This window comes from Pseudomonas sp. NPDC079367, assembly GCF_044542195.1.
Classification (GTDB): domain Bacteria; phylum Pseudomonadota; class Gammaproteobacteria; order Pseudomonadales; family Pseudomonadaceae; genus Aquipseudomonas.
The window spans coordinates 24549-51541 of sequence record NZ_JBITTW010000022.1 but is presented as its reverse complement, the minus strand read 5'-3'; the positions used below and the strand labels follow the sequence as shown (position 1 = coordinate 51541).

Genomic DNA, 26993 nt, shown 5'->3' with positions numbered 1-26993 from the left:
GCAAGGCGTTGGAGAACCGCACATGGCCGCTATCGATACCCTGCAAGTGTTTCAAGCCCTCAATCGCTCGCCGAATGCACGTCTGGTGCACAGCGCCGAGCTCGGTGACGGCTTGTCTGCGGCTTTGTGGACCAACCACCACGATGCCCAGGAATATGAAGCGCCAAGTCATCACACGCTGTCCTGCTACATCGCCGGCGGCACCGGCACTTTTCGTCGTGGCCAGCCGGGCCGCAAGGGCGGGCCGGACAAGCTGTGCATCCTGCCGGCGGAACATGAGTCGGGCTGGGTGATCAACGGCGATATCCGTCTGGCGCACCTGTATCTCAGCGCCGAACAGTTCGCCCTCGGTTGCGTCACTTTGCTGGATCGCGAGCCGCGCGAGATGCAATTACGCGAACAGACCTTTCTTGAAGATCCGCAGCAGGCGCAGCGCTTCAGGCAATTGCTGAACCTGAACTGGCAAGAGCCGGCCGAGCGCTTGCTGACCAGCAGCCTCGCCCATGAGTTGATCAGCCACACGTTGCTCAGTCAGGTCGGTGCGCGTCAGGGCTTGCGCTTGAAGGGCGGACTGGCGCCGCATCAGCGGCGGCAACTGGTTGAGTACATCGACAACCAGTTGGCCGAACCGATCAGCCTGGGTCAACTGGCGGGGTTGTGTGCGCTCTCTGAATATCACTTTGCGCGGATGTTTCGCGCAAGCTTCGGACTGCCGCCGCACCAATATGTGCTGGCGCGGCGCTTGAACCGCGCACGGGAGCTGCTGCGCGGGACGGCGTTGCCGCTGGGCGAGATTGCGCTGGCCTGCGGGTTTGCCAGCGCCAGTCATTTCACTAATCGCTTCAAGCAGGTTCTGGGCGGGACACCGGGCGAATATCGACAGGCATTTTTGCGTTAGAGCCAAAATCTGTTTCACCGATACGGGCCTCTTCGCGAGCAAGCCCGCTCCCACATTTGCAATGCAGTCCCCTGTGGGAGCGGGCTTGCTCGCGAAGAACGATGACGCGGTTTGCGATCAGAACTCCAACGTGCTGGACAAAGAAACCTGCCGCGAATCCCCCATCGACACAAAGAAGCGGCTTGCCGACGAGGTGTAATAGGTGCGATCAAACAGGTTCTTTACGTTCAACTGAAACTTGACCTTCTGCCCCTCGACCGTGGTGTCGTAAGTGGCAAACGCATCCGCCACGGTATAGCTCGGCAGATCAAAATCATTCACCGCGTTGCCGGCACGCTCGCCGACATAACGCGCCCCCGCACCGACACGCAATTGGTCGCCGCCAAACACATTGCCGAAGTCATAGACCGCCGACAGCGAGCCGGAATTCTTCGCTACGTTCTGTAGGCGCTTGCCCTTGTATTGCGGGTCTTCGGTGACTTCGGCATCGGTGTAGGCGTAACTGCCGATCAGGTTCCAGTGCTCGCTGAGTTGCCCGCTCAGGTCAACTTCCAGCCCGCGTGAACGCACCTCGCCCGCCGCGCTGTAAATCGTCGTCGGGCCTTCGGAGTTGGCCACCAGCACGTTGCGTTTCTTGATGTCGAACAAGGCGATATTGCCGGTGATGCTGCCGGGCATATCCAGTCGCGCCCCCAACTCCCACGACTTGGCTTGTTCCGGCGCAATACTGCCGTCGAGCACGGTGCTGCTGCCGCTCAGCGGGGCGATGGTCGAATTGGGTTTGAAGGATTCGGTGTAGCTGCCGTAGAACGACACGGCGTTGGTGTAGCGATACACAAGCCCTGCGCGTGGCACCCACTTCTGGCCGTTGCTGTCGGTGTTGGCCTTGAACGGCACGCCTTTGCCGGCGTACTGGTCGTACTCCTGAAAACGTCCACCGGCGACGAGAATCCATTGCTCGTTGAGGTGAATCGAGTCCTGCAGGAACAGCGAATCGCTGCGCAGTTTATCGGTCTGTGCGCTGTCGGGCGCACTCACGGTGGTGCCCATCACTTCGCGGCCATACACCGGATTGAGATAGCTGAAAGTGCTCAGGCTTTTCTGCCGGATCAGGTCCTCGCGGTAGATCTTGCGGTATTCGTCATCAACGCCGAACACCAGATCATGCTGCAGGCCCAGCACATTCATTTTGCCTTCGAGGCTGGCGGTGGTGAAACGATCGGTGCTGATCGCGTTTTGCGTGCCGTCCATGCTCCGCGTCAGTGTGCCTTTGTTGGTGTCGATCGCAGTCACACGCACCTGGCTGGCGTCGTAGGTTTCGCGGTTCCAGCTGTAGCCGAAGTGGGCTTTCCAGTCGTCGTTGAGTTCATGGTCGGCTTCGAAATGGTAGAGGTCCGAGCGCCCTTCCATGTCGTTGAACGGCTCGTCGAGACGCTGTTTGCGCAAGATATCCAGCGGATGGTTGGTGCGTGGATCAATCAAGGTGCCACGGTCGAACGGGGTGAGAAATTCGCGATGTTCGTAGGCGAACAACAGCTTGGTGCGCTCGCCGTACCAGGCCAGCGACGGTGCGATCAGCGTCTCGCGGTGGGTGCCGAAGTTGCGCCAGTAATCTTCGTCTTCATGATCGACAACCATGCGATAGGCGAAGCCGGAATCGCCCAGCGCGCCGGTGCTATCGAAGGCGCCACCGCTGCCGTTCTTGCCGTCTCCGTAGGTCGAACCGCGCACGGTCACGGCGTTGTACTGGGTCAGTTCGGGCTTCTTGCTGACCAGGTTGACCACACCGCCCGGGTCCTGAATCCCGTAGAGCAACGAGGCCGGGCCCTTGAGCACTTCGACGCGATCCACGGTCGCGTTCATGCCGCGGCCCTGCACCAGCGGCATGCCGTCGCGCATGATCGAGCCGTTGCGGTTGTCGCCGAAACCGCGAGTCATCACCGAATCCTGTGTACTGCCCAAGGTGTTGCCCTGGGTGATGCCGCTGACATTGGCCAGCGCATCATCGAGATTGCGCGGCGCCTGATCGCGAATGACCTGCGCCGGGATGACATTGACGGTCTGTGGAATCTCTTGCAGCGACGCCGATGAGCGCATCACCGAACTGGTTGCCGGCGGCTGATAACTCATTGACTCGTCGCGAGTGGACGTGATGGTGGTGGCGCCGAGATTAAGCGCGCCTTCGGTCGGCATCGACTCCAGAGCCAACGTGTGGCTGTCAGTGCGGCGAAAGCTCAGGCCGGAGCTGGCGAGCAGGCGTTGCAGAGCCTGTTCGGCGCTCATCTGGCCGTTGACTGCCGGAGCATTGAGGCCGTAGGGCGCCTCTACGGTGTAGACCACGCTTTGCCCGGTCACGCGGCTGAAGTCGCTCAGGGCTTGCGGCAACGGTTTGGCGACGAGGGCAAATTTGAACTGCTGTTGCGCCTGAGTACTCACCGCTTCTGCCGCCAGCGCGATACTCATAGGCAGCGATGCCAACGCGCAAACACTCAACGCCGACACGCTTAACCACTGTTTGACCGAACCGGATTTTGCCCTGGACTTCATTGCTCAATGACCTGTGTAGAACCGCAACGGATGCGAATGGCTCGCAGTTTCAGTCACTACACGGATGGGGCTCGGCGTTACCTCACCACAGAAATGAAAATAATTTTGAAGATCAAAAGATCGCAGCCTTCGGCAGCTCCTACATTGGAATGCGCTCCCCTGAGCTGCCGAAGGCACGGGCCGCGTTCGGATGATCTTTTGCTTTGCCTCAGCGCAAAATAATCAACTGCCCCAACACCCGATGCTGCTCAAACCCCATCACCCCTTGCAGCGAATTGAGCACCGCTTGTGGATCCTTGCTCGGAAAACTGCCGCTGACCTTGCGCGCCGCAAGCGTATCGTTGAGCAGCACAATTCGCCCCGGGTAATAGCGGCGCAGATCCTCGACGACATCGGCCAGCGTGGTCTTGTAGTAAGTCAGCCAACCCTGACGCCAGGCCAGTTGCGCCTCACTGTCCACGGCATGCAGTTTTTCCGCCGTGCCGTCGGCATAAGCGACCTGCTGGCCGGCCGTGAGAATCTGCTGTTGACCATGCTCGTGCGCCGTCACCGCGACACGTCCGGACAACACCGTCACTCGTGCGCCGTGAGGTTGCCGGCGCACTTCGAACTGCGTACCCAGCACCCGCGCCTCGCCCTGCTCCGCCGCCACCACAAACGGATCGCCAGTGTGGGTGACGCTGAAGAAAGCAGCGCCACGGATCAATTGCACGCGGCGTTGACCGTGGCTGAATTCAACAGCAATCGCGCTGTCGGCATCCAGCGTGACTTGCGACTGATCGGCCAGTTTCACCGTGCGGATTTCACCGGGCGCCGAGACATGATCGGCGCGCAGATCGTCGAGCCAGCGCTGCGCTTGCCAGCCCGTGCCGAGGCTGACCATCAGCAGCAGACACGCGGCCATCGCCAACGCTCCAGACCAACGCAACAACCGCGAACGACGCGGGGTATCCATCGCCTGCAAATACCCTTGCAACGCGAGGGCATCTTCACCGGCCAACGTGCGCGCCGGGGCTTCACTGAGTTCCCAGATCACCTGCGCCTGCGCATACGCCTGGGCATGAGCGGGGTCAGCGCGCAGCCATTCGCTGAAGGTCAGTTGATCGCCAGTACTCGGGCGATCGTGCAACAGGCTCAGCCAGGCCAGCGCGGCCTGCTCCTGGGCCGGTGTCGGTGTGATCGGATTGGATGGCTTCACGGTGCTTTCCCTGGCAGACGTGGCGCGGGATCGCGCAGGCTGGCCTTGCAGGCCTCGAGGGCGCGCATCATATGTTTTTCCACGGCACTTTGGGACAGCCCCATGGCCTTGGCGATGTCGGCGTACTTGCGCCCGTGAATGCGATTAAGCAGAAAAATCTGCCGGGTACGCTCGGGCAACGCGCGCAATGCCGCTTCGACATGGCGCAGATCATTGCCGGCTTCGAGCGCGGCCTGGGGTTCAGTGCCGTGGCTGTCGGGTTCGTCCGGCTGCCAGCCTTCGTTGACCCGCGCGCGCGTTCCTTCGCTGCGCAAATGATCGATGGCAATGTTGCCGGCGCAGCGCAGCAGATAAGTGCTGAGTTCTTCGACCTGCACCAGCGGCCGGCGCCAGAAGCGCAAAAACAGATCCTGAACCAGATCCGCCGCCGTCGCCCGGCAACCGACGCGCCGGTTCACCAGTGCTTCCATCTGCGCACGCTGGGACAGAAACACCTGGAGAAAATGCGCCCGCGCGCCACGTGCTTCGTCATCGCCCGATTCCGGCGGCAGACCGATCAACACTTCAGCACTGCGCCCATGCGGCAACCGGGCTGGCCAGCAGGCTCAACCCGGCCAGTGCCAGGGCCAGACGCGGGCGATACGGCAGCAAGAGCACCAGTGCCAAAGCGCTAAGCATCAGCACCGCGAACCAGTCGACCAGACCGAAACTCCAGCCATTGGCCGCAACTGCCGCCCACAGCGACAGCGCCAGCAACAGCCATCCCGCCAACGCCAAACCCTGACGGCGGCGAGCCGACGGTTTGGCGCCGAGCAATTCGGCGTGATGGCGTGGCATCGACAGGCACAAAGCGCTGAAGCCGGCATAGCTGAGTAACAGCGCCAGCAGCATCAGCTGGCACCTTGTTCGACAGTGATCGGCCGAGGCGAAGCACTTGCTTTGCGAACGCTCACGCAATTGCCCGTACGCTGCATCTTGCGCGCAGCCCAGCCGAGGAAAATCCCTGTCGCAAGGCACGTCAGATCGAATCCGGCCAGTGCCCAGTCGCGCTGCATCAGGCTGGCGCCAAGATTCCACCGCGTGGTCAGCGCATTGATCAGCGGCACCGCGATAAACAGCGCTGCGCCAAGCGTCAGCTGTTCGATCCAGGCCTTGCGTCCCCGACGCAACAGCGCGTGCACCAAGGTCAGCGCCCAGGCCATGAAGAACGCATTCACTTCCCAATCGGCCCGCCCCGCCAGACTCACCGGCAACAACCGATTGGCCAGAAAGAACACCGCCACCGCCGACACCAGCCCGGCCATGCTGGCGATATTCAGCACCTCGACCACGCGCAATTCGAAGGGCAGCGCTGCGCTTTTTGCGTGCCTGAGCTGCCGTTTGCCCAGCCAGATCACCAGCCCGGTGCCGATCATTGCCGTGCCGGCCAGACCGCAGATGAAATACAACCAGCGCAACAGCGGTCCGGCGAAATGGCCCATGTGCAAGCCATAGAACGCGCCACCCACGGCCATCGCTGCTGGCTGTTCAGGTGTGCTGCCGACAAGCTCCCCGGTGACACCATTGAAAGTCACCGCCCGGCCGAAATCATGCACCACGCGATCGCCCGCGCGGGACAGCACCACCGTGGCACCGGCATCGCCCGGATTGCTCACCGACAGGCGCGCGGTGTGGCCGCCCGACCATTGCGCGCTGGCCTTGGCCAGCAAAGGCGCCATGGCAGTCAGCGGCGCGGCGAGATTAGCGCGCTCGGGTGTTTTAGAGGCGGGGAAGACTTCATCGTAGAACTTGCGCACGTCGCTCCCGTAAGAGGCGACGATGCTGGCGGGCATGACCATCGACATGAAAATCACCAGGCTGCTGTAGGTGATCATCAAGTGAAACGGCAGCACCAGCACGCCCACGGCGTTATGCCCGTCGAGCCAGGAACGCTGGCCCTTGCGCGGGCGAAAGGTAAAGAAATCCTTGAAGATTTTCTTGTGGGTGATGATGCCGCTGATCAAAGCGACGAACATCACCATCGCAGCGATGGTCGCCAGCCAGCGTCCCCACGGATAAGGCATCTGCAACTGGAAGTGGAAACGGTAAAAGAACTCGCCGCCCATGCTTTCGCGGCCCTGCACCTCGGCCCCGGTCTGAGCGTCGAGGGTTCTGGATTCGAAACGACCGCGCTCGCCGGGTTTGCCCGGCGCCTGCTGCCAGCGCACCGTCAGGCCCGGATCGCGGGCATCGGGCAAATCGATCAGCCAGCGCGAGGCACCGGCGGCGTGTTGCTGCAGATAGTTTTGCGCCTGCGTCAGGCTCGCTTCGGCATCCAGCGGATGCGCAGCAATTTCCGGCTGCATCCAGTGGCTGATTTCGTCTTTGAAGTACGCGAGGGTGCCGGTGAGGAAAATCGCGAACAGCAACCAGCCGAACACCAGCCCGGCCCAGGTGTGCAGCCAGGCCATCGCCTGGCGAAAGCCCTCTTTCATGCCAGCCCCAGACCGCGTGCGGCACCGGAAATCGTGGCGAGAATCACGCTCGGTACCAGCAAGCCGACCCACGCCGACCACGCGCTGCGGCAGGCGAAACACCAGAGCACCGCGACCAGATAGACCACAAAGGACACCGTCATGCCGGTGACCACCGCTTCTGCGCGGTTCAGCGGCAGCCACAACGTCAGGGTGACACTGGCCAGCGCCGCGACCAGATAGCCGCCGAAAACCGCCGCCAGCACTCGGGAAGTGACGGCCAGACGATAGGACATGGGAAGGGTTGCGAGTTTGCCTTTCATGTTTCGACCCTGAAACGAAAAACGTTCGGCCGACAAGCCGAATCTACAGGCGAGCAATATTAATGATAAATATTCTCATACGCAAAAGCATCTGATTGCCGGGCACCGCCTCCAGCCCCTACAATGCGAACCGTTCTTGTTCTCTAACGCACGTTCTCTACGCAAGCATTGCGTCCGGAGTCATTTCGTTGCCGCCCGCCCATCCTGTCGAATCGCTCTATCACGCTCATCACAGCTGGCTCACCGGCTGGCTGCGGCGCAAGCTCGGCTGCCCGGACAGCGCGGCGGACCTGGCTCAGGACACGTTCATCAAGGTGCTGACCGCACGCGAGCCACCGCTGATCATCGAACCGCGTGCCTTTCTCACCACGCTGGCCAAGCGAGTGCTGTTCAACCATTACCGGCGTCAGGATGTGGAACGCGCCTACCTCGAGACGCTGGCGCAAATGCCCGAGATGGTCGAGCCGTCGGAAGAGCACAAAGCGATCATCCTGCAGACGTTGATCGAACTCGATGAGCTGCTCGACGGTTTGCCGCGCCAGATCAAAGGCGCTTTCCTGCTCGCTCAGGTCGATGGCCTGACTTATCCACAGATCGCCGCAGAACTGGGTATTTCGGTGGCTACGGTCAAACGCCATTTGAACAAGGCGGCCATGCGCTGCTATTTCGCTTTATGAATCGTGTGCCGGAATTCTCCGCGCAGGTCGCCGAACAGGCGGTGCAATGGCTGCTGGAAATGCAGCAGGGCACGCTGACGCAGCGCCAGCAACAGGCCTGGCAACAATGGCTGGATGCGCACAGCGAACACCGTCGGGCGTGGGAACACATGCAACGGGTCAACCAACGCTTGCGTGGTGTGTCATCGCCATTGGCCCACGCCGCGTTGAACGGACCGAAGTCCGGCAGCCGCCGTCAGGCGCTGAAAATGTTGCTGATTCTCGGTGCCGGCTCAGCGGCGACCTGGGGCCTGCGCGAGCACACGCCGCTGCCGTCGCTGCTCGCCGACTACCGCACGCCGGTCGGGCAGCGGCGCGAGATCGCCTTGGGCGGTGCCGATTCGGTGCAGCTCAATACCGCCAGCTCGGTCGATGTCGATCGTGCGCAGCGGTTGATTCGCCTGCTCGAGGGCGAAATGCTGCTGAGCGCTGCGAGTCCGTTCGAAATACGCACGGCGCAAGGGCTGCTGAAAACCCACGGCGCACGCCTCAATGTGCGGCAGTTTGCCGATCGCACGCAGATCGCGTTGTTCGAAGGACGAGTCGAACTCACCGCCGAGCACCGCGCGCCTCTGCTACTGCCGGTCGCGCGGCAGCTGAGTTTCACTGCGAGCTCCGTCAGCGAGGCAACATCGCTGGATGCCAACAGCGGCGCCTGGACTGACGGCATGCTGGTCGCCGCTCATATGCGCCTCGGTGATTTCCTCGAAGAGCTTGGCCGTTATCGTCGTGGGCAGTTGAGCTGCGACAGCCGGGTTGCCGATCTGCTGATTTCCGGGACGTATCCACTGGATGACAGCGAGCGGATTCTTGACCTGTTGCAGATCAGTCTGCCGGTCAGAGTGAAGCGCTTTACCCGTTATTGGGTGAGCGTCGAAGCGCGGGTTTGAACAGCAAGATCAAAGATCGCAGCCTTCGGCGGCTCCTACAAAAGGCTGCGATCTTTTGATTCTGAAAAAATAAATGAGCCGTTTTTCAGATCTGGCGTGACAGAGAAGGAAAGCCACCTTGATTCCACCTTCTCAGGATCATCCCCATGCAGCCCACCCGTCTCACGCCACTGGCCCGCAGCCTGCGCAATCTGCTGCTCGGCGCCAGCCTTAGTTTCACCGCCCTGCCCGCCGCGCTGGGCGCCGAAGCCAGGGTTTATCACATCGCCCCGGCGTCACTTGAAACCGCGCTCAACCAGTTTGGCCGTGAAGCCGGCGTGCTGATCTCCTTCGGCTCGCAAGTCACCAGCGGTGTGCAGAGCCAGGGGTTGGAAGGCAACTACACCGCGCAACAAGGCCTCGATGCCCTGCTTGAAGGCACCGGCCTGCAGGCCCGCGCCGAAGGTGACAATGCTTTCAGCCTGCAACCACTGGGTGATGCGGCGCTGGAGTTGGGCACGTCGACCGTGGTCGGCGACTGGCTCGGCGATGCTGCGCAGATCAACGTTTTCGAACACCCCGGCGCGCGTGATGTGATCCGCCGCGAAGAGTTTGAACGCCAAGGCGCAACGCAGGCCCGCGATGTGCTCAACCGCATCCCCGGCGTCAATGCGCCGGAAAACAATGGCACCGGCAGCCATGACATGGCGCTGAATTTCGGCATTCGTGGTTTGAATCCGCGCCTGGCCGCGCGCTCGACAGTATTGATGGACGGCATCCCGGTACCGTTTGCGCCGTATGGGCAGCCGCAGTTGTCGTTCGCGCCGATCAGTATGGGCAACATGGATGCCGTGGATGTGGTGCGCGGCGGCGGCGCGGTGCGTTACGGCCCGCAGAACGTCGGAGGTGTAGTCAACTTCGTGACTCGGGCGATTCCCGACGAGCCAACGGTCAAGGGTGGCTTGCAGACTGAAACCAGCCCATCGTCGAGCCACGACGGCTTCAAGACCAGCGCCAATCTGCTGGCCGGCGGCACCAATGCCAACGGCCTCGGTGGTGCGCTGTTGTACTCCGGCACCCGTGGTGGTGACTGGCGTGAACACAGCGATAGCGAAATCGACGACCTGATCCTTAAAGGCAAATACCAGCTCGACGAAGCCAACAGCTTCAACGCCATGGCCCAGTATTACGAAGGCAAGGCCGACATGCCCGGTGGTCTGAACGTCGCCGACTATGATGCCGATCCCTATCAGTCAACGCGGCCTAAAGACCAGTTCTGGGGGCGCCGGACGATGTTCAACTTCGGCTATCGCTATCAGGAAGATCGCCGCGAGTTCACCGCCAACACCTTCTTCACCAAGACCCTGCGCAGCGGTTATCTGGATCAGGGCACCTTCCTTTCGCTGTCGCCGCGCGAGTACTGGGTACGTGGGCTGGAAACCCGTTTCGCCCAAGGCTTCGATCTGGGCTCGAGCAGCCACGAAGTCGGCGTCGGCTACCGCTACATCAATGAGGCCGGCCACGAACTGCGCTATCGCACGCCGATCAGCGCCAACGAATACCCGACCACCAGCAACCGCAACGACCGTGACACCCGAGGCGGCACCGAGGCCAACGCGTTCTTCGTCGACGACCGCATCGACATCGGCAAATGAACCGTCACCCCGGGCATACGCTACGAGATGATCGAGTCGCAGCAGACCAACAATTTGACCAACGTCAAATACAAGGGCGACTACAACACCGCACTGCCGGCGCTCAACGTGCTCTATCACCTGACCGACAGCTGGAATCTGTACGCCAACACCGAGGGCTCGTTCGGCAGCGTGCAATACAGTCAGATGCCCAACCGGGTGAGCAGCGGCGAAGTAAAACCGGAAAAGGCCCGCACCTGGGAGCTCGGCACGCGATATGACAGCGGCGCCCTGCGCGCGGAAATCGGCGCGTTCCTGATCAACTTCGACAACCAGTACGAAAGCAACCAGACCAATGACTCGGTGATCGCCCGCGGCGAAACCCGTCACCAGGGCATCGAGACCCGCGTCAACTACGCTTTGGATGACCTGAATCCAGCGCTCGCCGGTTTCGATGTTTACGCCAGTTATGCGTATGTCGACGCAACCATCCGCGAGGACGGGCCGAACAAAGGCAACCGCGTGCCGTTTTCTTCCAAACACAAAGGCACGATTGGCGTCGGTTATACCGAAGGGCCATGGAAGCTGAATCTGGACAGCAGCTTCCAGAGCGACCAGTTTGCCGACAACGCCAATACCTCGAAGGAAAGTGCCGATGGCAGCACCGGCAAGATTCCCGGTTACATGCTGTTCAGCAGCCGCGCCGGTTATGACTTCGGGCCGCAACTGTCGGATTTGAATGTAGCGGTGGGGATAAAGAACATTTTCAACACGCAGTACTTCACGCGCTCGTTCGATGACAACAACAAGGGCAAGTACGTGGGAGAGCCGCGGACGGTTTACCTGCAGACTTCGGTGGCGTTTTGAAGAAGTTTTGAAATCCCCCCACGTCGCGTAAAAAAAACGGGCCTGCATCAGCAGGCCCGTTCTCCTTGTGACTTGTGAAATCAGCGCATCAACTGTTGATCGCTGCCTGTTCGTTCTCGTCGAATTCCTCTGCCAACAGTTTGTCATTGGCTTTGCCGGTAAATGGCACTACGGCGGCGCGTGGTTTACCTCGCAGTTTGCCGAACAGGTGATCCAGTTTGTGCTCGAGTTTCTCGGCAGCACCGTCGATCGCCTGTTCCAGCGAATCGGCTTTGTGGGTCACGGAAATCGGTTGGTGGCCTTTTGGCCGCGCTTCCAGTTGGCAGCGCAAGTCATGGGGACCTGGTTTCTCGCCGTTCTCGTCGCTCAGGTGGACTTCGACACGGGTCAGGTCTTCTTCATAACGGTCGAGCGTGCTCTCAATAGTTGTACGTACCCACTCCTCCAGTCGCTTACTGCTTTGAATATGGTTATCGCTGTTGACTTGGATTTGCATAGTTCATCCCTTATTTCAGCTAGCTCGCTGGAGGCCGTGAGTTGAATTTCCTGACCTCCTGGTTACAACAATCGGCCCGACCGTCGAACATTTCAACCCCTGAAAAAAGAAAAATATTCATTCGCAAAAAAAGCCGGACAACCAAGCGAAGCGCTGTTAATGTCGGGAGTTGATTCGCCTCGCCTGTTGGCAAAATCTGCTCACAATTGCCCGTCGTTCAGCGGGTGCAGACCGCGAAAAATCCCCGCCTCCTCCACCAGCCAATCATGCACAGCGCGCACGCCCGGATGGCTCAATGCCCCCGGCGCATAGAGCAGCACGTAGCGTTTATGGTTGGGCACCGACAAGCCGAACGGCACAATCAACGTGCCGCGCTCCAGCTCATCGTTGAGCAACGTGCGCCGGGCAATCGCCACGCCCATGCCGGCAATCGCCGCTTCGATGGTCAGGTGATTGCGATTGAAGGTATGTCCGCGTCGCACATCGGCGCCTTCGAAGCCGATCGCATTCAAATAAAACTCCCATTCCGCGTATTCGTAACTGCCACGCCAGGCGGTGATGTCGTGCAGCAGCGGGAAATGCACCAGATCCGCCGGCCCGTGCAGCGGCGGCCGCCCGCGCAGCAAGCCTGGTGCGCACACCGGAAAAATCTGCTCGTCGAGCAAGGCTGTGGATAACAATCCGGGGTAGCTGCCATCGTTGAGGTCGATGGCCAGATCGAAATCGCCCTCATGCAGCGGCACGCTGCTGTCCTCGGCCACCAGGCGCAACTGGATGTCCGGAAAGCGTTGCTGCAAGCGCGGCAGGCGCGGAGTCAGCCACTTGCCGAGAAACGACGGGATCGAGCGCAACCGTAACGTCCCGCTGATCATCCCGGCGTCCAGTCGGCGCAATTCGGCGTCGATGCTGCCATACGCTTCATTGACGGTAATCGCCAGCCGCTGCCCTTCTGCGCTCAACTCAACGCCGCGCGCGCGCCGATGAAACAGGCGAAAGCCGAGGCGCTCTTCCAGTTGGCGAATCTGCTGGCTGACCGCGCCCGGGGTGATGTGCAGCTCTTCGGCACAACGGGTGAACGACAAGTGCCGCGCGGCACAGGCAAATACCTGCAGCCAGACGTAGGTCTGAGCATGCAATTGACGAGTCATTGTTTAGTCCTGCTAAAGGCTGTCTTAGGAGGTTTCGTTGGTCACCTCGAACGGAGGCAGGCAGTATCGCCGACATTGCGCTTGTCCGACAAAAAATGGCAGCGATTCCTACTCCATTGCTTGTAAGGGTTTAGCATGGCTATCAGTGTTTTCGATCTATTCAAAGTGGGCATCGGCCCGTCCAGTTCCCATACCGTCGGTCCGATGCGCGCAGCGGCGACATTTGCCCAGGCCCTGATCAATCAGCATCTGCTCAATGACGTGCGACGAGTGGAAATCCGCCTGTACGGCTCGCTGTCGGCCACCGGTGTTGGCCACGCCACCGACCGCGCGACGGTCATGGGCCTGATGGGCGAGTGGCCGGACAGCATCGATCCTTCGACCATCGATCCACGCATCCAGCAATTACGCGAAACCGGGCAATTGTCGCTTGCCGGTCAGCGTTCGATCGCTTTCGACTGGCAGAACGATCTGCTGCTGCTCGACGAAAGCCTGCCCTATCACCCCAACGCCATGTCGCTGACGGCCTTTGGCGAAAGCGCCGAGCTGTTCGCGCAAACCTATTACTCGGTGGGGGGCGGTTTCATCGTCGAAGCGGCTGAAGCCGAATCTGGCGCGGCGCCGGCGAGCGACGTGGTGTTGCCGTACGATTTTTCCAGCGCCGCCGAACTGCTCGCCCTGTGCAAACAACACAATCTGCGCGTATCCGAACTGATGATGGCCAACGAGCGCGCCTGGCGCAGCGACGCCGAGATCCGTCAGGGCCTGTTGCACATCTGGTCGGTGATGCGCGAGTGCGTCGAACAAGGCCTGCGCCACGAAGGCATCCTGCCCGGCGGGCTGAAAGTGCCGCGTCGCGCGGCGAAACTGCACCGCAGTCTGCTCGAAATCGGCAAACCGAATGTGATCAGTTCAACCCTGTCGGCAATGGAATGGGTCAACCTGTTCGCTCTCGCCGTCAACGAAGAAAACGCCGCCGGCGGGCGCATGGTCACCGCGCCGACCAACGGTGCCGCCGGAATCATTCCGGCCGTTCTGCATTACTACATGAAATTCAATCCGGACGCGTCTGACGATGACGTCGTCGCGTTCTTTCTCGGCGCAGCCGCCGTCGGCATTCTGTGCAAGAAAAACGCCTCCATCTCCGGCGCCGAAGTTGGCTGTCAGGGCGAAGTTGGTTCGGCTTGCGCAATGGCCGCCGCCGGCCTGGCCGACGTCCTCGGCGCGACACCTGAGCAACTGGAAAACGCCGCCGAGATCGGCCTGGAACACAACCTCGGCCTGACCTGCGATCCGGTCGGCGGTCTGGTGCAAGTGCCGTGCATCGAGCGCAACGCCATCGCTGCGGTGAAGGCGATCAACGCCACACAAATGGCCCTGCGCGGCGACGGCAACCACTTCATTTCCCTCGACCGGGTGATCCGCACCATGCGTGACACCGGCGCCGACATGCATGACAAATACAAGGAAACGTCGCGGGGCGGGCTGGCGGTGAATTGGGTGGAATGCTGATCCGCCTGATTGCACCGTCCGCGATCATCGACTCATTCCTGCCCTGAAAACGCGCCATAAAAAACGGCGAGCCCGAAAGCTCGCCGTTTTTTATGGCGTGTTTATTGTTCGACAATTTTTCCGGCATGCCCCTTGCTACATCGCCCTTGAGGCAAACGGAGATTGCGAACCTCAGCGAACGAGATGCCAGTGGTCTGGTGTTGCGAACCAAATCGGATCATGGCCGGTCAACAACTGCACGTTCAATCAGGCGGTGACGCATCATGGACAACCCATTTCAAATCATTACCGATGCCTTCGCGCCGGACTATCAGATCAATCTGAGCATTCAGGGGCTGGACGGCAGCATCATGCTGACCCTGTCCAACGCCGGCCGCATTGTGGCCAAACGCATGATCAGCGCCGAACAGCGCAACGATCCCGAGCGTTTGAAACGCCTGGTGCAAAGCATCCAGTTCGGCATCGCCATCGAACAGGGCCACAGCGCCATGTCGATCCTCGAAGCCATGACCAGCGGCGCCGGGCTGACCCCGCCACCGCCACGCGTCAAAGGCCAGCCCGGCCAGGCGGCGGGCCTTTAAAGCTCGCCCTTTTCCACTTCTGGATGCTCGCCGGAACCCGTGCCGATCTTGCGCTGCGGGTTCTCGATCTTCACCGAGGGAAATTGCGACGAAGCATAACGCACCACCAGAATCGCGAACGCCAGCAACAGGATGCCGCCGCACAGGTAGATGATGCCCATGTCCGGCGGGTTGTGGTGCGAGACATTGGAAATCAGCAGCCGCGTCAGCGCAGTGATTGCCACGTAGATCAGAAAGCGCACCGGCATGTGGTTGGTCTTGAAATAAATCCCGACCATCGCGCCCAGTTCCAGATAGATGAACAGCAACAGGATGTCATCAATCTTGATGTGCCCGACTTCGAGCATCCCGAGAAACTCCATCACCGCCGCCCACGCCGTCACCGCGCCAATGGCGAAAAGCGCCAGGTAGTGAAAGGTCTCGACGAACAGGTTGCCCAGGGACTCGGCCAGTTGATGCACGTTACGCCGCAGTTTCTCGGCCCAGTTGATTTTCACGATGAGTTTCCTTAGCCCGTTTCGGGCGGATGATGCGTATCGCACGTGACGTTTTTGCGCGCGCGCCTTGTTGCAATGAGTTTCATGCAGGTTCAGGGCCACGCATCATGGCGATCCGCCGCAAATCCCGCGCCGTGGCGTTTGGTCGCAGGCTCGCCGCTTTGCACACATAGCTGTGGGAGCACATCTGCTCGCGAATGGCAGCGACAAGGCCCCCTGACAAACGCCAAATCCGGTCTACATTGAAAAGCCACTACCCATGGCGCAGGGATTCGCTTATCCTTTTCGCTGTATATGGATACAGTAGTCGTCAAGACAACTTAACGTGAAGGCATGTGAGGTGGTGAATGGCCGTCGAAGTGGTATACCGCAGCAGCCGAGATCTGGAGCGCTTGTTCATGGATAAAGCCGAAGCTGATCGTCATGACAAAATGCTCGAACTGGCCGAATATCTGGCCGATGTGCTGCAAAAAGCCGTTCCGTCCCTGACCGAACAGCAAGTCGAAGAAGCCGGGATCTACATGGCGAAGAATCGCGATGTGTTCGCCCGGGCGTTCAAGAGCCAGCCCGATGCGTTGTCGGAGCTGATCAACGCGCCGACCGAGCCCGTCGAAAAAGCTGAAGCGGCAGAGCCTGACGAGGCGCCGGCGAAGCCCGCCAAAGCAGCTAAAACGCCGAAGTAATCAGAAAGATCGCAGCCTTCGGCAGCTCCTACACTCGGAATGTAGGTGCTGCCGAAGGCTGCGATCTTTTGCTTTTTCAGCGATACAAAACCTTCTCCGCCAACTCATCCGCCACCCGCGCCGGCGAGCGTTTTTCCGCCTGGGCGTGAGCAAAGACTTCGGTCAGCCGCGAACTGATTTTCGACAGATGCGCCGTGATGATCGGCAATTCCTCGCCACGATGCTTCAGCGAAACGTAGATCAGCCCGCCGGCATTGATCACATAATCGGGCGCATAAAGAATCCCGCGCCGTTCCAGTTGATTCGCCACATCAAGGTGCGAAAGTTGATTGTTCGCCGAGCCGGCAACTGCCGAACAACGTAGCTGTGACACCGAATGACTGTTGAGCACACCGCCCAATCCGCAAGGCGCAAGAATATCGCAAGGCGTGCTGAGCAATGCATCGTTGGCGATCGGGTGGGCATTGAGTTGTTCCATCGCCAGTTGCACCTTGCCGTGATCGATGTCACTGACCAGCAATTCGGCGCCCGCAGCATGCAGTTGCTCGGCCAGCGCAAAGCCGACATTGCCAAGCCCCTGGATGGCGATGCGCAGGCCTTCCAGGTTGTCGCTACCCAGACGCGCCATCGCCGTCGCGCGAATGCCGGTGAACACGCCCATGGCCGCGTGCGGCGCCGGGTCGCCTGCTGAAGTCGTGCTGGTGACATGCCGGGTCTGCTGGGCGATGCAGTCCATATCCGCCACTGAAGTGCCGCTGTCGATGGCGGTGATGTAGCGGCCGGCGAGTTGCTCGATACAGCGGCCGAAAGCCTCGAACAACGCACCGCGATTTTCTACGTGGACCGGACGCACGATCACCGCCACCCCGCCCCCCTGCGCAAGGCCGGCCAGTGCTGCTTTGTAGCTCATGTTTTGTGCCAGGCGAATGGCGTCCTCGACCGCAGATTCGTCGTTGGGATAGGCAAGGTAACGGCAACCGCCCAAGGCTGGACCCAGGCGGCTGTTATGAATGGCAATGACCGCCTTTAACCCGGTGCCCGGGTCAACGCTCAGATGCAGCGATTCCAGGCGAGTGCTTTGCATGAGAGCGAACATCGACAGGCTCCCGAATCACTTCTGGTAGAACGCCAGTATAGGCTTGCCCTTGGAAATTGCTGCCGCGCGCTGGCATCAGCCGCCGAGCGGACACTGTCAGGCTGCTATAACCTGCGCTCAAGGAGCCAGCCACTGGACGAACCACCCGGACGGGGCTAAAACGAGGCATTGGAGGAAGTTTTTTGATGAGTCCGCGCCAACGCTTTTTCGACTGCCTGCACCGCTCGCCGCCAGCCCTGCTGGAAGCTGCGCTGTGGATAAGCGCTGAGCACGACAAAACTCTCGAACCCGAGGCGCTGCTGCGCTCCTTCAATGATCTGCAACAACGAATCAGCTACGGCTTGCCGATGCTGCCGGTCAGCGAACTGGCGCAACCGCTGTTGCGCCGCATGGTCGACCTGGGTTTTGCGCAGGATGATTTCCTGCCGCTGCGCCCGCAAGCGGCACTGCTGCATCGTGTATTACAGACCCAACGCGGTCAGCCGCTGGCACTGGCGTTGATCGCGCTGGAACTCGCGCATGGGCTCGAGATTCCTTTGGTCGGGGTCAACTTCCCCGGACATTTTCTGCTGCGGGTTCCCGGCGCCGACCACTTGCTGGACCCATGCGGCGGGCGACGGCTGTATCCCAATGACTGTCGCGAACTGTTACAACGACAATACGGGCCGAACATGCAGCTCAGCGCCGAGCATCTGCTGACGGCAACGCCGGTGCAGATGCTGCAGCGCCTGTCACGCAACCTGCGTCAATTGCACCTGACCCATGACGACTTTATCGCCGCGCTCATTGATGCTGAGCGGGTACTCGAACTGGGTGGCGCCAAGGCCGCCGACTACATGGCTCGCGCCAGTCTGTATCAACGGCTGGATTGCCCGAACGCAGAACGATTCGACCTTGAGCATGCGTTATTGCTCAGCGAAGACCCGATCCAGCGTCTGCGCCTGACCGAACGCCTCGGGCATCTGCCACCCAACTCCGTCGTTCATTGACCGCTTTGTGCAGGCTCGCTCCCCTTGAACCCGATACAAACCTCTGTGGGGCGGGCAAGCCCGCCCCACAAGGTTACGGTGTGTCCGGCTGATTGGCTGGATGCGCTGTGATAAACGCCGGATGTTCAGCCGCTAGCGCAGCTACGCGGCGGATTTTCGGATACGCCTCAAGGCTGACGCTGAACCGCTCTGCCGCATACAACTGCGGAATCAGATACACATCCGCCACACACGGCCATTCGCCAAAACAGAATCCGCTGTCGCCGATCAACTGCTCCACCGTGGCCAGCCCTTGGGTGATCCAGTGACTGATCCACTCCACCACCTGCGCCTCATCCTGCCCCGACTGCCGCAGGCGATTGAGTACGCTGACGTTATGCAACGGATGCACATCGCAGCCGATCACCGCCGCAACACCGCGAACCTGTGCGCGCGCCACCAGATCATCCGGCAGCAACGGCACCTGTGGATAACGCTCCTCCAGAAACTCAATGATCGCCGGCGACTGAATCAGCACCGCTCCGTCGTCAGTGCGCAAGGCAGGCACCCGGCCCTGGGGATTGATCGCCAGAAATCCTGCTTGCCGGTGTTCACCCCCCGACGGTGCGATGAGGTTGACCGGCAGCGCCTGGTAATCAAGACCCTTCAACGCCAGCGCAATTCGCACCCGGTACGACGAAGTGGAGCGGTAATAGCCATAGAGATCCATGAGCCGCTCCTGTCAGCGTGCAGCGATCACGGTGCCGCGGCACTCGCCGAAGCCGATCGAGGCAAAACCTTCGCGGGCGCAGCGGGCGCGCAGGATGATTTCGTCACCGTCCTCAAGGAACTTGCGCACTTCGCCGGAGGCCAGTTCGATCGGTTTCTTACCGCCCTCAGTGATCTCCAGCAGACTGCCGAACTGACCGTTTTCCGGGCCGGACAATGTGCCCGAACCGAACAGGTCACCGGCCTGCAACTGGCAACCGTTGACGCTGTGGTGCGCAACCATTTGCGCAACAGTCCAATACATGTAGCGAGTGTTGCTCAGGGTCAGGCGATGGGCCGGCAGGTTCTGCTCGCGCATGGCTTCGGTACGCAGCAGCACTTCCAGCTCGATGTCGAAGGCGCCGCCGTCCTGATCACGCTTGTCGAGCAGATACGGCAGCGGCTGCGGATCACCTTCAGGGCGAGCCGGTTGCGCCGTGCGGAACGGCGCCAATGCTTCGGCCGTCACTACCCAGGGCGAGACACTGGTGATGAAGCTTTTCGACAGAAATGGCCCTAACGGCTGGTATTCCCAAGCCTGGATATCCCGTGCCGACCAGTCGTTGAGCAGGCAGAACCCGGCGATATGCTCGGCGGCGTCACCGATGGCAATCGGCTCGCCCATCTCGTTGCCCTGCCCGATCCAGATACCCAACTCCAGTTCGTAATCCAGACGCGCGCATGGGCCGAATACCGGTTCGGTCTGCCCGGCCGGCAGCGTCTGGCCCTTTGGCCGGCGCACGTCGGTGCCGGACGCTCGCACCGTGGAAGCGCGACCGTGATAGCCGATCGGCACATGCTTGTAGTTCGGCAGCAGCGGGTTATCGGGGCGGAACAGTTTGCCGACATTCTGCGCGTGCTCGATGCCGACATAGAAATCGGTGTAATCGCTGATCCGGGCCGGCAGATGCATCTGGCAATCGGCAGCCAACGGCAAGACTTTCGCGCCTTGCGCTTCGATGTTGCCGCGCAGGGTGCTGCCTTCACTGAACAGCTCGATCAGGCGTTCGCGCAGAGCAACCCGCGCCTCACGGCCGAGCTCAAAGAACGCGTTCAACTGCCCGCCGTGCATGGCTTGCACCGCACTGCGTGCGAGACCATCAAACAGCCCCCCCTCAAGCCCGACTTGCAAATCGAAGATGTGCTCGCCGATCGCCACGCCTGCGCGAGGCGTCGAACCGTTCAGGCTGAACACGCCCAGCGGCAGATTCTGCAACGGGAAATCGCTGTGACCGTTGGCCGAAGCGACCCAGCTGCGGGGGATGGAATTCTGTGTCATGGGTTATCTCCGGGTCGGGTCGAATGTGGCGGGCAGCGTCGCCCAGCAGGCGTCGTAACTCGATTGCAATTGTGGGCAGTCGAGGGCAAAGCGGGTTGGACGCAGCACTTGGCTGGTCTCGAACATGAAGGCCATGGTGTTGTCGATTTTTGCCGGTGCCAGCTGGGCGTTGATCGCCCTGGTGCAGGTCTCGCCGTCCGGGCCATGGGCGCTCATGCAGCTGTGCAGCGACGCGCCGCCGGGCACGAAGCCTTCGGCTTTGGCGTCGTATTCGCCCTGGATCAGCCCCATGAATTCATTCATCAGGTTGCGGTGGAACCACGGTGGCCGAAAGGTGTTTTCGGCAACCATCCAGCGCGGCGGGAAGATCACGAAATCAAGGTTGGCCAGACCGTGCACACTGGTCGGAGAGGTCAACACGGTGAAAATCGACGGATCGGGGTGATCAAAGCTCACCGTGCCGATGGTGTTGAAACGGCGCAGGTCATATTTGTACGGCACGTTGTTGCCGTGCCAGGCGACCACGTTCAGCGGTGAATGATTGAGTTCGGTGGCCCACAACTGGCCAAGAAATTTCTGCACCAGAGTGGTCGGTTGCTGGAGGTTTTCGTAGGCGGCGACCGGAGTGAGGAAATCCCGTGGATTGGCCAGACCGTTGCTGCCGATCGGCCCCAGATCCGGCAGGCGCAGCGGCGCGCCATGGTTCTCGGCGAGGTAACCGCGTGCCTGCGGGTCGAGCAATTCGACGCGGAATTTCAGGCCACGCGGCAGTACGACAATTTCCAGCGGCGCCACATCAAGCACGCCCAGTTCGGTGGCGATGCGCAGGCGACCGAGTTGCGGCACCAGCAGCATCTCCCCATCGGCGTTGAAGAACACGCGCTCCATCGAACGGTTGGCGACGTAGTTATAAATGCTGATGCCGGACGGTTTCTCAGCGCCAGCGTTGGCGGCCATGCTGATCAGTCCGTCGATGAAATCGGTCGGTTCGGCCGGAATATCCAGCGGGTTCCAGCGCAGACGATTGGGTGTCACTTCACCCAACGATCCGCCTGCCAGTTGCCGTTCCAGTTTGACGAACGCCGGGTGATTGGCCGATGGCTGAATCCGGTACATCCAGGTACGCCGCGCTTCACTGCGCGGCATGGTGAAGGCGGTGCCGGAGAACAGTTCGGTATACAGGCCGTACGGGGCTTTTTGGGGGGAATTCTGGCCAACAGGCAGCGCGCCGGACAAAGCTTCTGTGCTGAATTCGTTGCCGAACCCGGACTGATACGCCAAGGCCTGAGCGGTTGAATCGGAGTTCATGGAGCCTCCTGAACAGGGAGTCGGCAGTGGCCCATCGCTCTGGTTCAGAGGTCTCGGCACGCCGGGGTTGTTATTATCGTAATCTGATTACGCATAACGTAATTTGCTCGCTATCCAGCGTCAAGCTATAAAGACGCCCATTCGAACCGGAACCGCCAGCCCCCATGGAAAAAACCAGCGACAGCAACGGCAAACAGAAAGTCCGCTCCGCCGAGGTCGGCACCGACATCCTCAAGGCCCTGGCCGAGTTGTCGCCGTCGACTTCGCTGTCGCGTCTGGCCGAACACGTGCAAATGCCGGCGAGCAAGGTGCATCGCTATCTGCAGGCGTTGATTGCCTCCGGATTTGCCGAACAGAATGCCGCGACCAACCATTACGGCCTCGGTCGCGAAGCGCTGCGCGTGGGCCTGGCCGCACTCAACAGCATGGACGTATTGAAAGTCGCCGCCCTGCCGCTGTCCGAGTTGCGCGATGAACTCAATGAAACCTGCTTCCTCGCGGTATGGGGCAATCAGGGCGCAACCGTGGTGCACATCGAACCGGCCGTGCGCGCAGTGACAGTCGTGACTCAATTGGGTTCGGTGCTGCCGCTACTCAGCTCGTCCACCGGGCTGGTGTTCAGCGCCTACCTGCCGCACCGGGAAACCGCTGAGTTGCGCCAACAGGAAATCGCTGTCGCGAAGCATCCACTCAAGGACGAAGCAGTTTATGCAGCGCTGTGCGAACAGATCCGCGAACGCGGTCTGCATCATGTGCACGGTTTGTTGATGCCGGGCGTGGACGCGCTCTCAGCGCCAGTATTCAACGCAGTCGGGCAAATCGCTGCGGTGCTGACCATCGTCGGTCCGACTTCGTTGTTTCACGCCGACGAAAACGGCCCGGCGGCGCAGCGGTTGTTGGCTGCGACGCGGGCCGTGAGTTGGCGGATGGGGTATGAAAGATAAGGGCGAACCATGAGCGTTCGAAACAGCTCAACGAACCGTGGTTTTGCTCTACGCGGCGTCAGCCTCTTTCATCAGTGACTTGAAGAAACCGATCAGTTGATGCACAGCGCGCTCGCTCAAATCCCGCTAAACAAGTATCCCCATTACTTGGGCTTTGGCCACAGCCTGGGTTCTACGTTCCACACCCAGTTTGCCATTGATGCGCCGTGCGTGAGTCTTGACCGTATGTAACGAAATAAACAGTTGTTCAGCAACTTGCTGATTCGACGCTCCTTGAGCAATCAGCATCAGCACTTCGCGTTCACGCCGACTCAACCCCGGCGCAGGCTCGCCCGGCTCGGAGTGCAGGGCCGGCACTTGCGTGCCGATCAACCTGCCCGAACCTCCTCGGCGCAATTCCCATTCGCGCAGCGCCTGCTGTAGCTGGCAGCGTTCCACCAGCACACCGGCTCGCTGGAAAGCTTGATGTGCCGCTGCCGTGTCACCGTTTGATTCGGCCAACTCGGCGCAGGCCAGCAGCAGCTCCGTTTGCGCCGTCAACATGCCCCGGGCCTGAGCCTGTTCCAGCAACTGCTCGATGGCTGCAAGACAGCTTCCATCTGGATGCAATCGCGTGTGCGCGCAGGCCAGCAAATATTCCACGCGGATAATCAGCTCGAACGTTGCGGGCGGCGCCTGCAGCGCAGAGGGACCGCGATAATGCCGCAACAGCCGGCCCAACGCTTCTTGCGCCAGTTGCGGTCGGCCCTGCTGCAACCAGAACTGACTGCTGACCTGCAGCACGACACCGCGATAGACCGTATCGGGAATCTGGCGCTGCTGCATGACTCTTTCGGCCTCGCGCAAACGCTCAAAGGCGCAAGCATAATCACCGCGATTGCCGGCCAGTTGCGCTTGCCCCAGGTAGCCGTACAAGACCCGTTTGTCGGCACTGCGCAAGCAATCTTCAAGGCCCCGGCTGAACAGATCCGCAGCCTGCTCTTCGAGGCCCATGCACAGCGCCAGCCGTCCGCGTCGCAGGGCAATCCGGCCCAGCAGCGGCACGGGCACCATGGCGCGCTGGCGCAGCAAGTGCTCGATGTCCACCAGCAGTTGCTCTGCACGCAGCGGCGCTCCTCGATGTTCGAGCCATTGTGCATGGTCAAGCTCAAGCAACCCTTCGAACAGCAACGAGCCGTGGGCGCGCGCCAGGCACAACGCCTCCCGATTGAGGGCATGAGCCTGATCGAGTTCACCGCCCAGTAACGCTTGCTGGGTCAGTCCCGACAGGCACATCAATCGCGCCTGCCAGGCATCCCCAGCCAGCCCTGACAACGCCTCCTGAAAGCTGGCGCGTGCGGACTCCATCTGCCCCTGCAGATGGCTGAGCCAACCTTGATGCGCCAGCCAACGTGCCAGCAGTTGCTGCTCCTGATGGGCTGTCGGCTGCGGCATGAAGCGGGCGAGATGGGCCAGGCATTGCCCGGCCTGTTCGAATCGACCGGCGAACATCAAGGCCCCGGTGACCAGCCCGATGACCTGCGGTGTCATCAGGGTCAGCTCCTGAGTGTGTTGCTCATGCAAGCGCAACAACAGGACGACGATCTGGTCTTCGAGCAAATCCTCGACGCTCAAATGCTGCAACAGGCTGACGGCAGTTTCGTACTCATCGGCCATCAACGCTTGCTCGAACGCTGCTCGCCAATCCTGCGTCGCGGTGTACCACTGGCAGGCGCGCCGGTGCCAGGAGCGCGCGCACGGCCAATGCGACGCCTGCACGATTCGCGACAGCGGTGGGAAGACCTGTAGCCAGTCAGCGGAGTGCTGCCACGGCTCGATAAAGCAGCCCAGCACTTGCAGGTCTTGCAGCAGTTGTGCGCCTTCGCCGGAGCCGAACAAATGCTCACATAACAGCGCGTTGAACCGTGGCAGGTGAGCCAGAACACGCCATGCCTCGTCCTGTTCCGGCGTCAGGTGGCTGAAGAGTTCGTGCTGCAGGTAGTCGAGCAAAGTGTCGACGCGCTGCTGCGGCTGCGGGTTTTGCGACCAGTCGCACTTTTGCAGAATCACCATGCGCGCCCCCGCGCACCACCCACCGGTACGCTGCATGATACGGGCGGCGACACGGTCCGCCTGGTCTGGCGGCAAATGGCGCAACACCGATACAACCTCACCGTGAGTCAGCGCCAGGCTGGCGCGCTCGGATTCGTAGAGTTCGTCATCGAGCAACAGGCGCGGCCAGTTGCACTGCGGTCGACGGCGAGTACTGATCCACCAGGTCAGCGCCGGGCTGCTGACTGCCAGCAATCGATCCAGCAGAGCATCCAGCGCCGGGTCCGGCAAACGGCTGTAGTCGTCGATAAACAGCGAAGTCGGCCTCGACCAGTGAGCCAATTCTGCCAACAACTGCGAAACGTCAAGGCCTTCGACCAGCCCGAGCGCCCGAGTCAGACGCAGGCAAAAGGCCTCGGCGCTGAGCGCTGCGCCCGCCAGCGGCAACCAGATTGCCTCGCAGTCTGCGCGCATCTGCAAAAGGCATTCGGTCAGCAGTGCGGTTTTGCCGCTACCTGCGGGCGCACACAACAGCCTGACCCGCGCGCTCGATGCCAGCAGCGGTTCACTCAAGCGAGGGCGAGGTTGATGATGCGAAGAAAGCCTGGGCAAAAATCCGGGTCGATCCAGGCACGGGGTCATGGCGGTCATCGGGTGAGCCTTCTTATCGTTGTGCGCTCACCCTAGCCCTCTCCTGCGTGCTTGTTGACGAGTATTCAGCACGCTGATTGATGGCCATAAAAAAGGCGACCGTACGGTCGCCTTTTGCCCAGCGGTGCAGCAGCCCCGTTACCGTACGCCCTCGGCGCGCAGAGCCGACGGGGTGTAATCCGCAGCCTTGGCTTCGAAGCCGAATTCGAAGCTGTGCTTCTCTTCGTTTTTCATGCCCAAGGCAATATAGCGGCCGGCGATGATGTCGTAGAGCGCTTCCAGCGTGTAGGCCTGCGCTTGGTGATCGTAATAGTACTGCGCGTGACCTTCGGCGACGCGCCACAGTTGCCCGCGACCGTCATAGTGATCAGCCAGCGCCACTTGCCAGCTGTCCTCGTCGATGTACATGTGGCGTTTGGCGTAAATGTGTCGCTCGTTCGGTTTCACCGTGCCGATGACTTCCCAGACGCGATGCAGTTCGTAACGGGTCAGGTCCTGATTGATGTGGCCTGCCTTGACGATGTCGTCGTACTTGAGTTTCGGCGAGTCGAGTTTGTAACTGTTGTAGGGAATGTACATTTCCTTCTTGCCGACCAGTTTCCAGTCGTAGCGATCCGGGGCGCCGGAGAACATGTCGAAGTTGTCGGACGTGCGCAGGCCGTCGGCCGCTGTACCCGGCCCGTCATAGGCCACTTGCGGGGCACGCCGCACACGGCGCTGACCGGCGTTGTAGATCCACGCCAGGCGCGGCTCCTTCACCTGATCAAGAGTCTCGTGCACCAGCAGCACGTTACCCGCCAACCGCGCCGGGGCGGTCACCGATTGCTTGAAAAAGGTCAGCACGTTGGCGGCTTTTTCCGGGTCGATGTCTTTCATCAGTTGCGGCACGGCGATCTCTTCTTCGAAGCGGATCGGCGTGTAGCTGCCGTTGGTTTGTGGCGTGACCTGGGTGATGATCCGCCGCAGATTGCCACCGTGATAACGGGTGATGTGGTTCCACAGCACCTCGACGCCGTTCTTCGGAATCGGGAACGCGTAGTAGCGGTTGCCGGTGAAATTGGCCAGACCGTTGCCGTCGTTGATCGCGTTGACGTTGAGCGCGCTGCGCTTGGCCGACTCATAGATTTCCGCTGGCGCACCCACGGTGCGGTGGGTCGGGTAGACCGGGATCTTGTAGGTTTGCGGGTAACGTTTGAACATCGCCACCTGGCCATCGGAGAGCTTGCTTTTGTATTGCTCGACGTTCGCGGCGGTGATGGTGAACAGCGGTTTTTCGTTGGCAAACGGGTCGGCGAGGAAGCCCTTGCTGTCCACCGCACCGGCGTTTTTCGGGATGCCGCCGGTCCAGGCCGGAATCGAACCGTCCGCATTGCCGGCCTTCTCGGCGCCGAGCGGGGTCAGGCTGGTGCCGAGTTTGTTCGCTTCATCCGGCGACACCGCCGCCATCACGTTGGCGGCCAGCAGACTCAGGGCCAGCACGCCACATTGCAGAATCGTTTTGCGCATTGCAGTCATCCTTCTCGGGC

General features: G+C 60.9%; 22 protein-coding genes and 2 pseudogenes. 9 read left to right on the top strand and 15 right to left on the bottom strand.

What is annotated here, in order from left to right:
* Positions 1 to 22 precede the first annotated feature (22 nt).
* Complete coding sequence (locus ACIGDJ_RS17630) at positions 23 to 898, top strand: helix-turn-helix domain-containing protein (RefSeq protein ID WP_101159295.1); 876 nt, start codon at positions 23 to 25, stop codon at positions 896 to 898.
* Between the two features lie 117 nt (positions 899 to 1015).
* Here the strand turns inward: ACIGDJ_RS17630 and ACIGDJ_RS17625 are convergent, their stop codons facing one another.
* The 6 genes from ACIGDJ_RS17625 to ACIGDJ_RS17600 form a co-directional block, all read right to left on the bottom strand.
* Complete coding sequence (locus ACIGDJ_RS17625; protein ID WP_397479357.1) at positions 1016 to 3445, bottom strand: TonB-dependent siderophore receptor; 2430 nt, start codon at positions 3443 to 3445, stop codon at positions 1016 to 1018.
* Between the two features lie 208 nt (positions 3446 to 3653).
* Positions 3654 to 4643: a FecR family protein gene (locus ACIGDJ_RS17620; RefSeq protein ID WP_397479356.1), complete on the bottom strand. Its 990-nt coding sequence runs from the start codon at positions 4641 to 4643 to the stop codon at positions 3654 to 3656.
* Positions 4640 to 5206: an RNA polymerase sigma factor gene (locus tag ACIGDJ_RS17615; protein WP_371918388.1), complete on the bottom strand. Its 567-nt coding sequence runs from the start codon at positions 5204 to 5206 to the stop codon at positions 4640 to 4642. Before ACIGDJ_RS17615 ends, ACIGDJ_RS17620 begins: the two co-directional genes overlap by 4 nt.
* A gap of 1 nt (position 5207) precedes the next feature.
* Complete coding sequence (locus tag ACIGDJ_RS17610; protein WP_397479355.1) at positions 5208 to 5534, bottom strand: DUF3325 domain-containing protein; 327 nt, start codon at positions 5532 to 5534, stop codon at positions 5208 to 5210.
* Positions 5534 to 7117: a PepSY-associated TM helix domain-containing protein gene (locus ACIGDJ_RS17605; protein ID WP_397479354.1), complete on the bottom strand. Its 1584-nt coding sequence runs from the start codon at positions 7115 to 7117 to the stop codon at positions 5534 to 5536. Before ACIGDJ_RS17605 ends, ACIGDJ_RS17610 begins: the two co-directional genes overlap by 1 nt.
* The gene (locus tag ACIGDJ_RS17600) at positions 7114 to 7419 is read right to left on the bottom strand and encodes a DUF3649 domain-containing protein (protein ID WP_101159384.1); all 306 of its coding nucleotides are present in this window, start codon (positions 7417 to 7419) and stop codon (positions 7114 to 7116) included. Before ACIGDJ_RS17600 ends, ACIGDJ_RS17605 begins: the two co-directional genes overlap by 4 nt.
* A gap of 188 nt (positions 7420 to 7607) precedes the next feature.
* Between ACIGDJ_RS17600 and ACIGDJ_RS17595 the strand changes: the two genes are divergently transcribed.
* The 3 genes and pseudogenes from ACIGDJ_RS17595 to fecA all read left to right on the top strand — a co-directional run bounded on the left by ACIGDJ_RS17595 (position 7608) and on the right by fecA (position 11505).
* Positions 7608 to 8096: a sigma-70 family RNA polymerase sigma factor gene (locus ACIGDJ_RS17595; RefSeq protein ID WP_397479353.1), complete on the top strand. Its 489-nt coding sequence runs from the start codon at positions 7608 to 7610 to the stop codon at positions 8094 to 8096.
* Positions 8093 to 9025: a FecR domain-containing protein gene (locus ACIGDJ_RS17590; RefSeq protein WP_397479352.1), complete on the top strand. Its 933-nt coding sequence runs from the start codon at positions 8093 to 8095 to the stop codon at positions 9023 to 9025. The genes ACIGDJ_RS17595 and ACIGDJ_RS17590 overlap by 4 nt, the downstream gene beginning before the upstream one ends.
* A 146-nt stretch (positions 9026 to 9171) precedes the next feature.
* Positions 9172 to 11505 (top strand): annotated as a pseudogene (gene fecA, locus ACIGDJ_RS17585) (TonB-dependent Fe(3+) dicitrate receptor FecA).
* An 88-nt stretch (positions 11506 to 11593) separates the two neighbouring features.
* Here the strand turns inward: fecA and ACIGDJ_RS17580 are convergent.
* Both ACIGDJ_RS17580 and ACIGDJ_RS17575 read right to left on the bottom strand, forming a co-directional pair.
* The gene (locus ACIGDJ_RS17580; RefSeq protein WP_016771629.1) at positions 11594 to 12001 is read right to left on the bottom strand and encodes an HPF/RaiA family ribosome-associated protein; all 408 of its coding nucleotides are present in this window, start codon (positions 11999 to 12001) and stop codon (positions 11594 to 11596) included.
* A gap of 200 nt (positions 12002 to 12201) precedes the next feature.
* The gene (locus tag ACIGDJ_RS17575; protein ID WP_397479351.1) at positions 12202 to 13149 is read right to left on the bottom strand and encodes a LysR substrate-binding domain-containing protein; all 948 of its coding nucleotides are present in this window, start codon (positions 13147 to 13149) and stop codon (positions 12202 to 12204) included.
* Positions 13150 to 13284: 135 nt separating this feature from the next.
* On the opposite strand from ACIGDJ_RS17575, the gene ACIGDJ_RS17570 reads away from it, so the two are divergent.
* On the top strand, positions 13285 to 14661 hold the full coding sequence (locus tag ACIGDJ_RS17570) for an L-serine ammonia-lyase (RefSeq protein WP_397479350.1): 1377 nt from the start codon (positions 13285 to 13287) through the stop codon (positions 14659 to 14661).
* A 263-nt stretch (positions 14662 to 14924) separates the two neighbouring features.
* Positions 14925 to 15242: a DUF3509 domain-containing protein gene (locus ACIGDJ_RS17565; RefSeq protein WP_016771632.1), complete on the top strand. Its 318-nt coding sequence runs from the start codon at positions 14925 to 14927 to the stop codon at positions 15240 to 15242.
* Here ACIGDJ_RS17565 and ACIGDJ_RS17560 read toward each other — a convergent pair.
* Positions 15239 to 15739: a phosphate-starvation-inducible protein PsiE gene (locus tag ACIGDJ_RS17560; RefSeq protein ID WP_101159285.1), complete on the bottom strand. Its 501-nt coding sequence runs from the start codon at positions 15737 to 15739 to the stop codon at positions 15239 to 15241. The genes ACIGDJ_RS17565 and ACIGDJ_RS17560 overlap by 4 nt on opposite strands.
* 347 nt (positions 15740 to 16086) lie before the next feature.
* Here ACIGDJ_RS17560 and ACIGDJ_RS17555 point away from each other — a divergent pair.
* Positions 16087 to 16326: pseudogene (locus ACIGDJ_RS17555) on the top strand (YebG family protein); the annotation flags it as partial.
* 172 nt (positions 16327 to 16498) lie between these two features.
* On the opposite strand, the gene ACIGDJ_RS17550 reads toward ACIGDJ_RS17555, so the two are convergent.
* Entirely contained in the window at positions 16499 to 17518 is a 1020-nt protein-coding gene (locus tag ACIGDJ_RS17550) for a Glu/Leu/Phe/Val dehydrogenase dimerization domain-containing protein (protein WP_397479349.1), read from the bottom strand.
* A gap of 185 nt (positions 17519 to 17703) precedes the next feature.
* Here ACIGDJ_RS17550 and ACIGDJ_RS17545 point away from each other — a divergent pair, with 185 nt between their 5' ends.
* Complete coding sequence (locus ACIGDJ_RS17545; protein ID WP_101159283.1) at positions 17704 to 18507, top strand: SirB1 family protein; 804 nt, start codon at positions 17704 to 17706, stop codon at positions 18505 to 18507.
* Positions 18508 to 18580: 73 nt separating this feature from the next.
* Here ACIGDJ_RS17545 and maiA read toward each other — a convergent pair whose 3' ends face one another.
* The 3 genes from maiA to hmgA are packed head-to-tail and all read right to left on the bottom strand — an operon-like array spanning position 18581 to position 21841.
* Positions 18581 to 19216: a maleylacetoacetate isomerase gene (maiA, locus tag ACIGDJ_RS17540; protein WP_101159282.1), complete on the bottom strand. Its 636-nt coding sequence runs from the start codon at positions 19214 to 19216 to the stop codon at positions 18581 to 18583.
* Between the two features lie 12 nt (positions 19217 to 19228).
* The gene (gene fahA / locus ACIGDJ_RS17535) at positions 19229 to 20533 is read right to left on the bottom strand and encodes a fumarylacetoacetase (RefSeq protein ID WP_397479348.1); all 1305 of its coding nucleotides are present in this window, start codon (positions 20531 to 20533) and stop codon (positions 19229 to 19231) included.
* Positions 20534 to 20536: 3 nt separating this feature from the next.
* A complete protein-coding gene (gene hmgA / locus ACIGDJ_RS17530; protein ID WP_101159280.1) occupies positions 20537 to 21841 on the bottom strand; it encodes a homogentisate 1,2-dioxygenase in 1305 nt (434 codons plus the stop codon).
* Between the two features lie 164 nt (positions 21842 to 22005).
* Here hmgA and ACIGDJ_RS17525 point away from each other — a divergent pair, with 164 nt between their 5' ends.
* A complete protein-coding gene (locus ACIGDJ_RS17525; RefSeq protein WP_312995238.1) occupies positions 22006 to 22785 on the top strand; it encodes an IclR family transcriptional regulator in 780 nt (259 codons plus the stop codon).
* Between the two features lie 126 nt (positions 22786 to 22911).
* On the opposite strand, the gene ACIGDJ_RS17520 is transcribed toward ACIGDJ_RS17525, so the two are convergent.
* Positions 22912 to 25467: a LuxR C-terminal-related transcriptional regulator gene (locus ACIGDJ_RS17520; RefSeq protein WP_397479347.1), complete on the bottom strand. Its 2556-nt coding sequence runs from the start codon at positions 25465 to 25467 to the stop codon at positions 22912 to 22914.
* A gap of 138 nt (positions 25468 to 25605) precedes the next feature.
* A complete protein-coding gene (locus ACIGDJ_RS17515) occupies positions 25606 to 26973 on the bottom strand; it encodes a DUF1329 domain-containing protein (protein WP_397479346.1) in 1368 nt (455 codons plus the stop codon).
* Between the last annotated feature and the right edge of the window lie 20 nt (positions 26974 to 26993).

Excerpts from the sequence above, each read along its gene's own strand:
- ACIGDJ_RS17630 (WP_101159295.1), top strand. The coding sequence starts at position 23 with ATGGCCGCTATCGATACCCTGCAAGTGTTTCAAGCCCTCAATCGCTCG.
- ACIGDJ_RS17625 (WP_397479357.1), bottom strand. The coding sequence starts at position 3,445 with ATGAAGTCCAGGGCAAAATCCGGTTCGGTCAAACAGTGGTTAAGCGTG.
- ACIGDJ_RS17610 (WP_397479355.1), bottom strand. The coding sequence starts at position 5,534 with ATGCTGCTGGCGCTGTTACTCAGCTATGCCGGCTTCAGCGCTTTGTGC.
- ACIGDJ_RS17605 (WP_397479354.1), bottom strand. The coding sequence starts at position 7,117 with ATGAAAGAGGGCTTTCGCCAGGCGATGGCCTGGCTGCACACCTGGGCC.
- ACIGDJ_RS17600 (WP_101159384.1), bottom strand. The coding sequence starts at position 7,419 with ATGAAAGGCAAACTCGCAACCCTTCCCATGTCCTATCGTCTGGCCGTC.
- ACIGDJ_RS17590 (WP_397479352.1), top strand. The coding sequence starts at position 8,093 with ATGAATCGTGTGCCGGAATTCTCCGCGCAGGTCGCCGAACAGGCGGTG.
- ACIGDJ_RS17580 (WP_016771629.1), bottom strand. The coding sequence starts at position 12,001 with ATGCAAATCCAAGTCAACAGCGATAACCATATTCAAAGCAGTAAGCGA.
- ACIGDJ_RS17575 (WP_397479351.1), bottom strand. The coding sequence starts at position 13,149 with ATGACTCGTCAATTGCATGCTCAGACCTACGTCTGGCTGCAGGTATTT.
- ACIGDJ_RS17570 (WP_397479350.1), top strand. The coding sequence starts at position 13,285 with ATGGCTATCAGTGTTTTCGATCTATTCAAAGTGGGCATCGGCCCGTCC.
- ACIGDJ_RS17565 (WP_016771632.1), top strand. The coding sequence starts at position 14,925 with ATGGACAACCCATTTCAAATCATTACCGATGCCTTCGCGCCGGACTAT.
- ACIGDJ_RS17550 (WP_397479349.1), bottom strand. The coding sequence starts at position 17,518 with ATGTTCGCTCTCATGCAAAGCACTCGCCTGGAATCGCTGCATCTGAGC.
- ACIGDJ_RS17545 (WP_101159283.1), top strand. The coding sequence starts at position 17,704 with ATGAGTCCGCGCCAACGCTTTTTCGACTGCCTGCACCGCTCGCCGCCA.
- maiA (WP_101159282.1), bottom strand. The coding sequence starts at position 19,216 with ATGGATCTCTATGGCTATTACCGCTCCACTTCGTCGTACCGGGTGCGA.
- fahA (WP_397479348.1), bottom strand. The coding sequence starts at position 20,533 with ATGACACAGAATTCCATCCCCCGCAGCTGGGTCGCTTCGGCCAACGGT.
- hmgA (WP_101159280.1), bottom strand. The coding sequence starts at position 21,841 with ATGAACTCCGATTCAACCGCTCAGGCCTTGGCGTATCAGTCCGGGTTC.
- ACIGDJ_RS17525 (WP_312995238.1), top strand. The coding sequence starts at position 22,006 with ATGGAAAAAACCAGCGACAGCAACGGCAAACAGAAAGTCCGCTCCGCC.
- ACIGDJ_RS17520 (WP_397479347.1), bottom strand. The coding sequence starts at position 25,467 with ATGACCGCCATGACCCCGTGCCTGGATCGACCCGGATTTTTGCCCAGG.
- ACIGDJ_RS17515 (WP_397479346.1), bottom strand. The coding sequence starts at position 26,973 with ATGCGCAAAACGATTCTGCAATGTGGCGTGCTGGCCCTGAGTCTGCTG.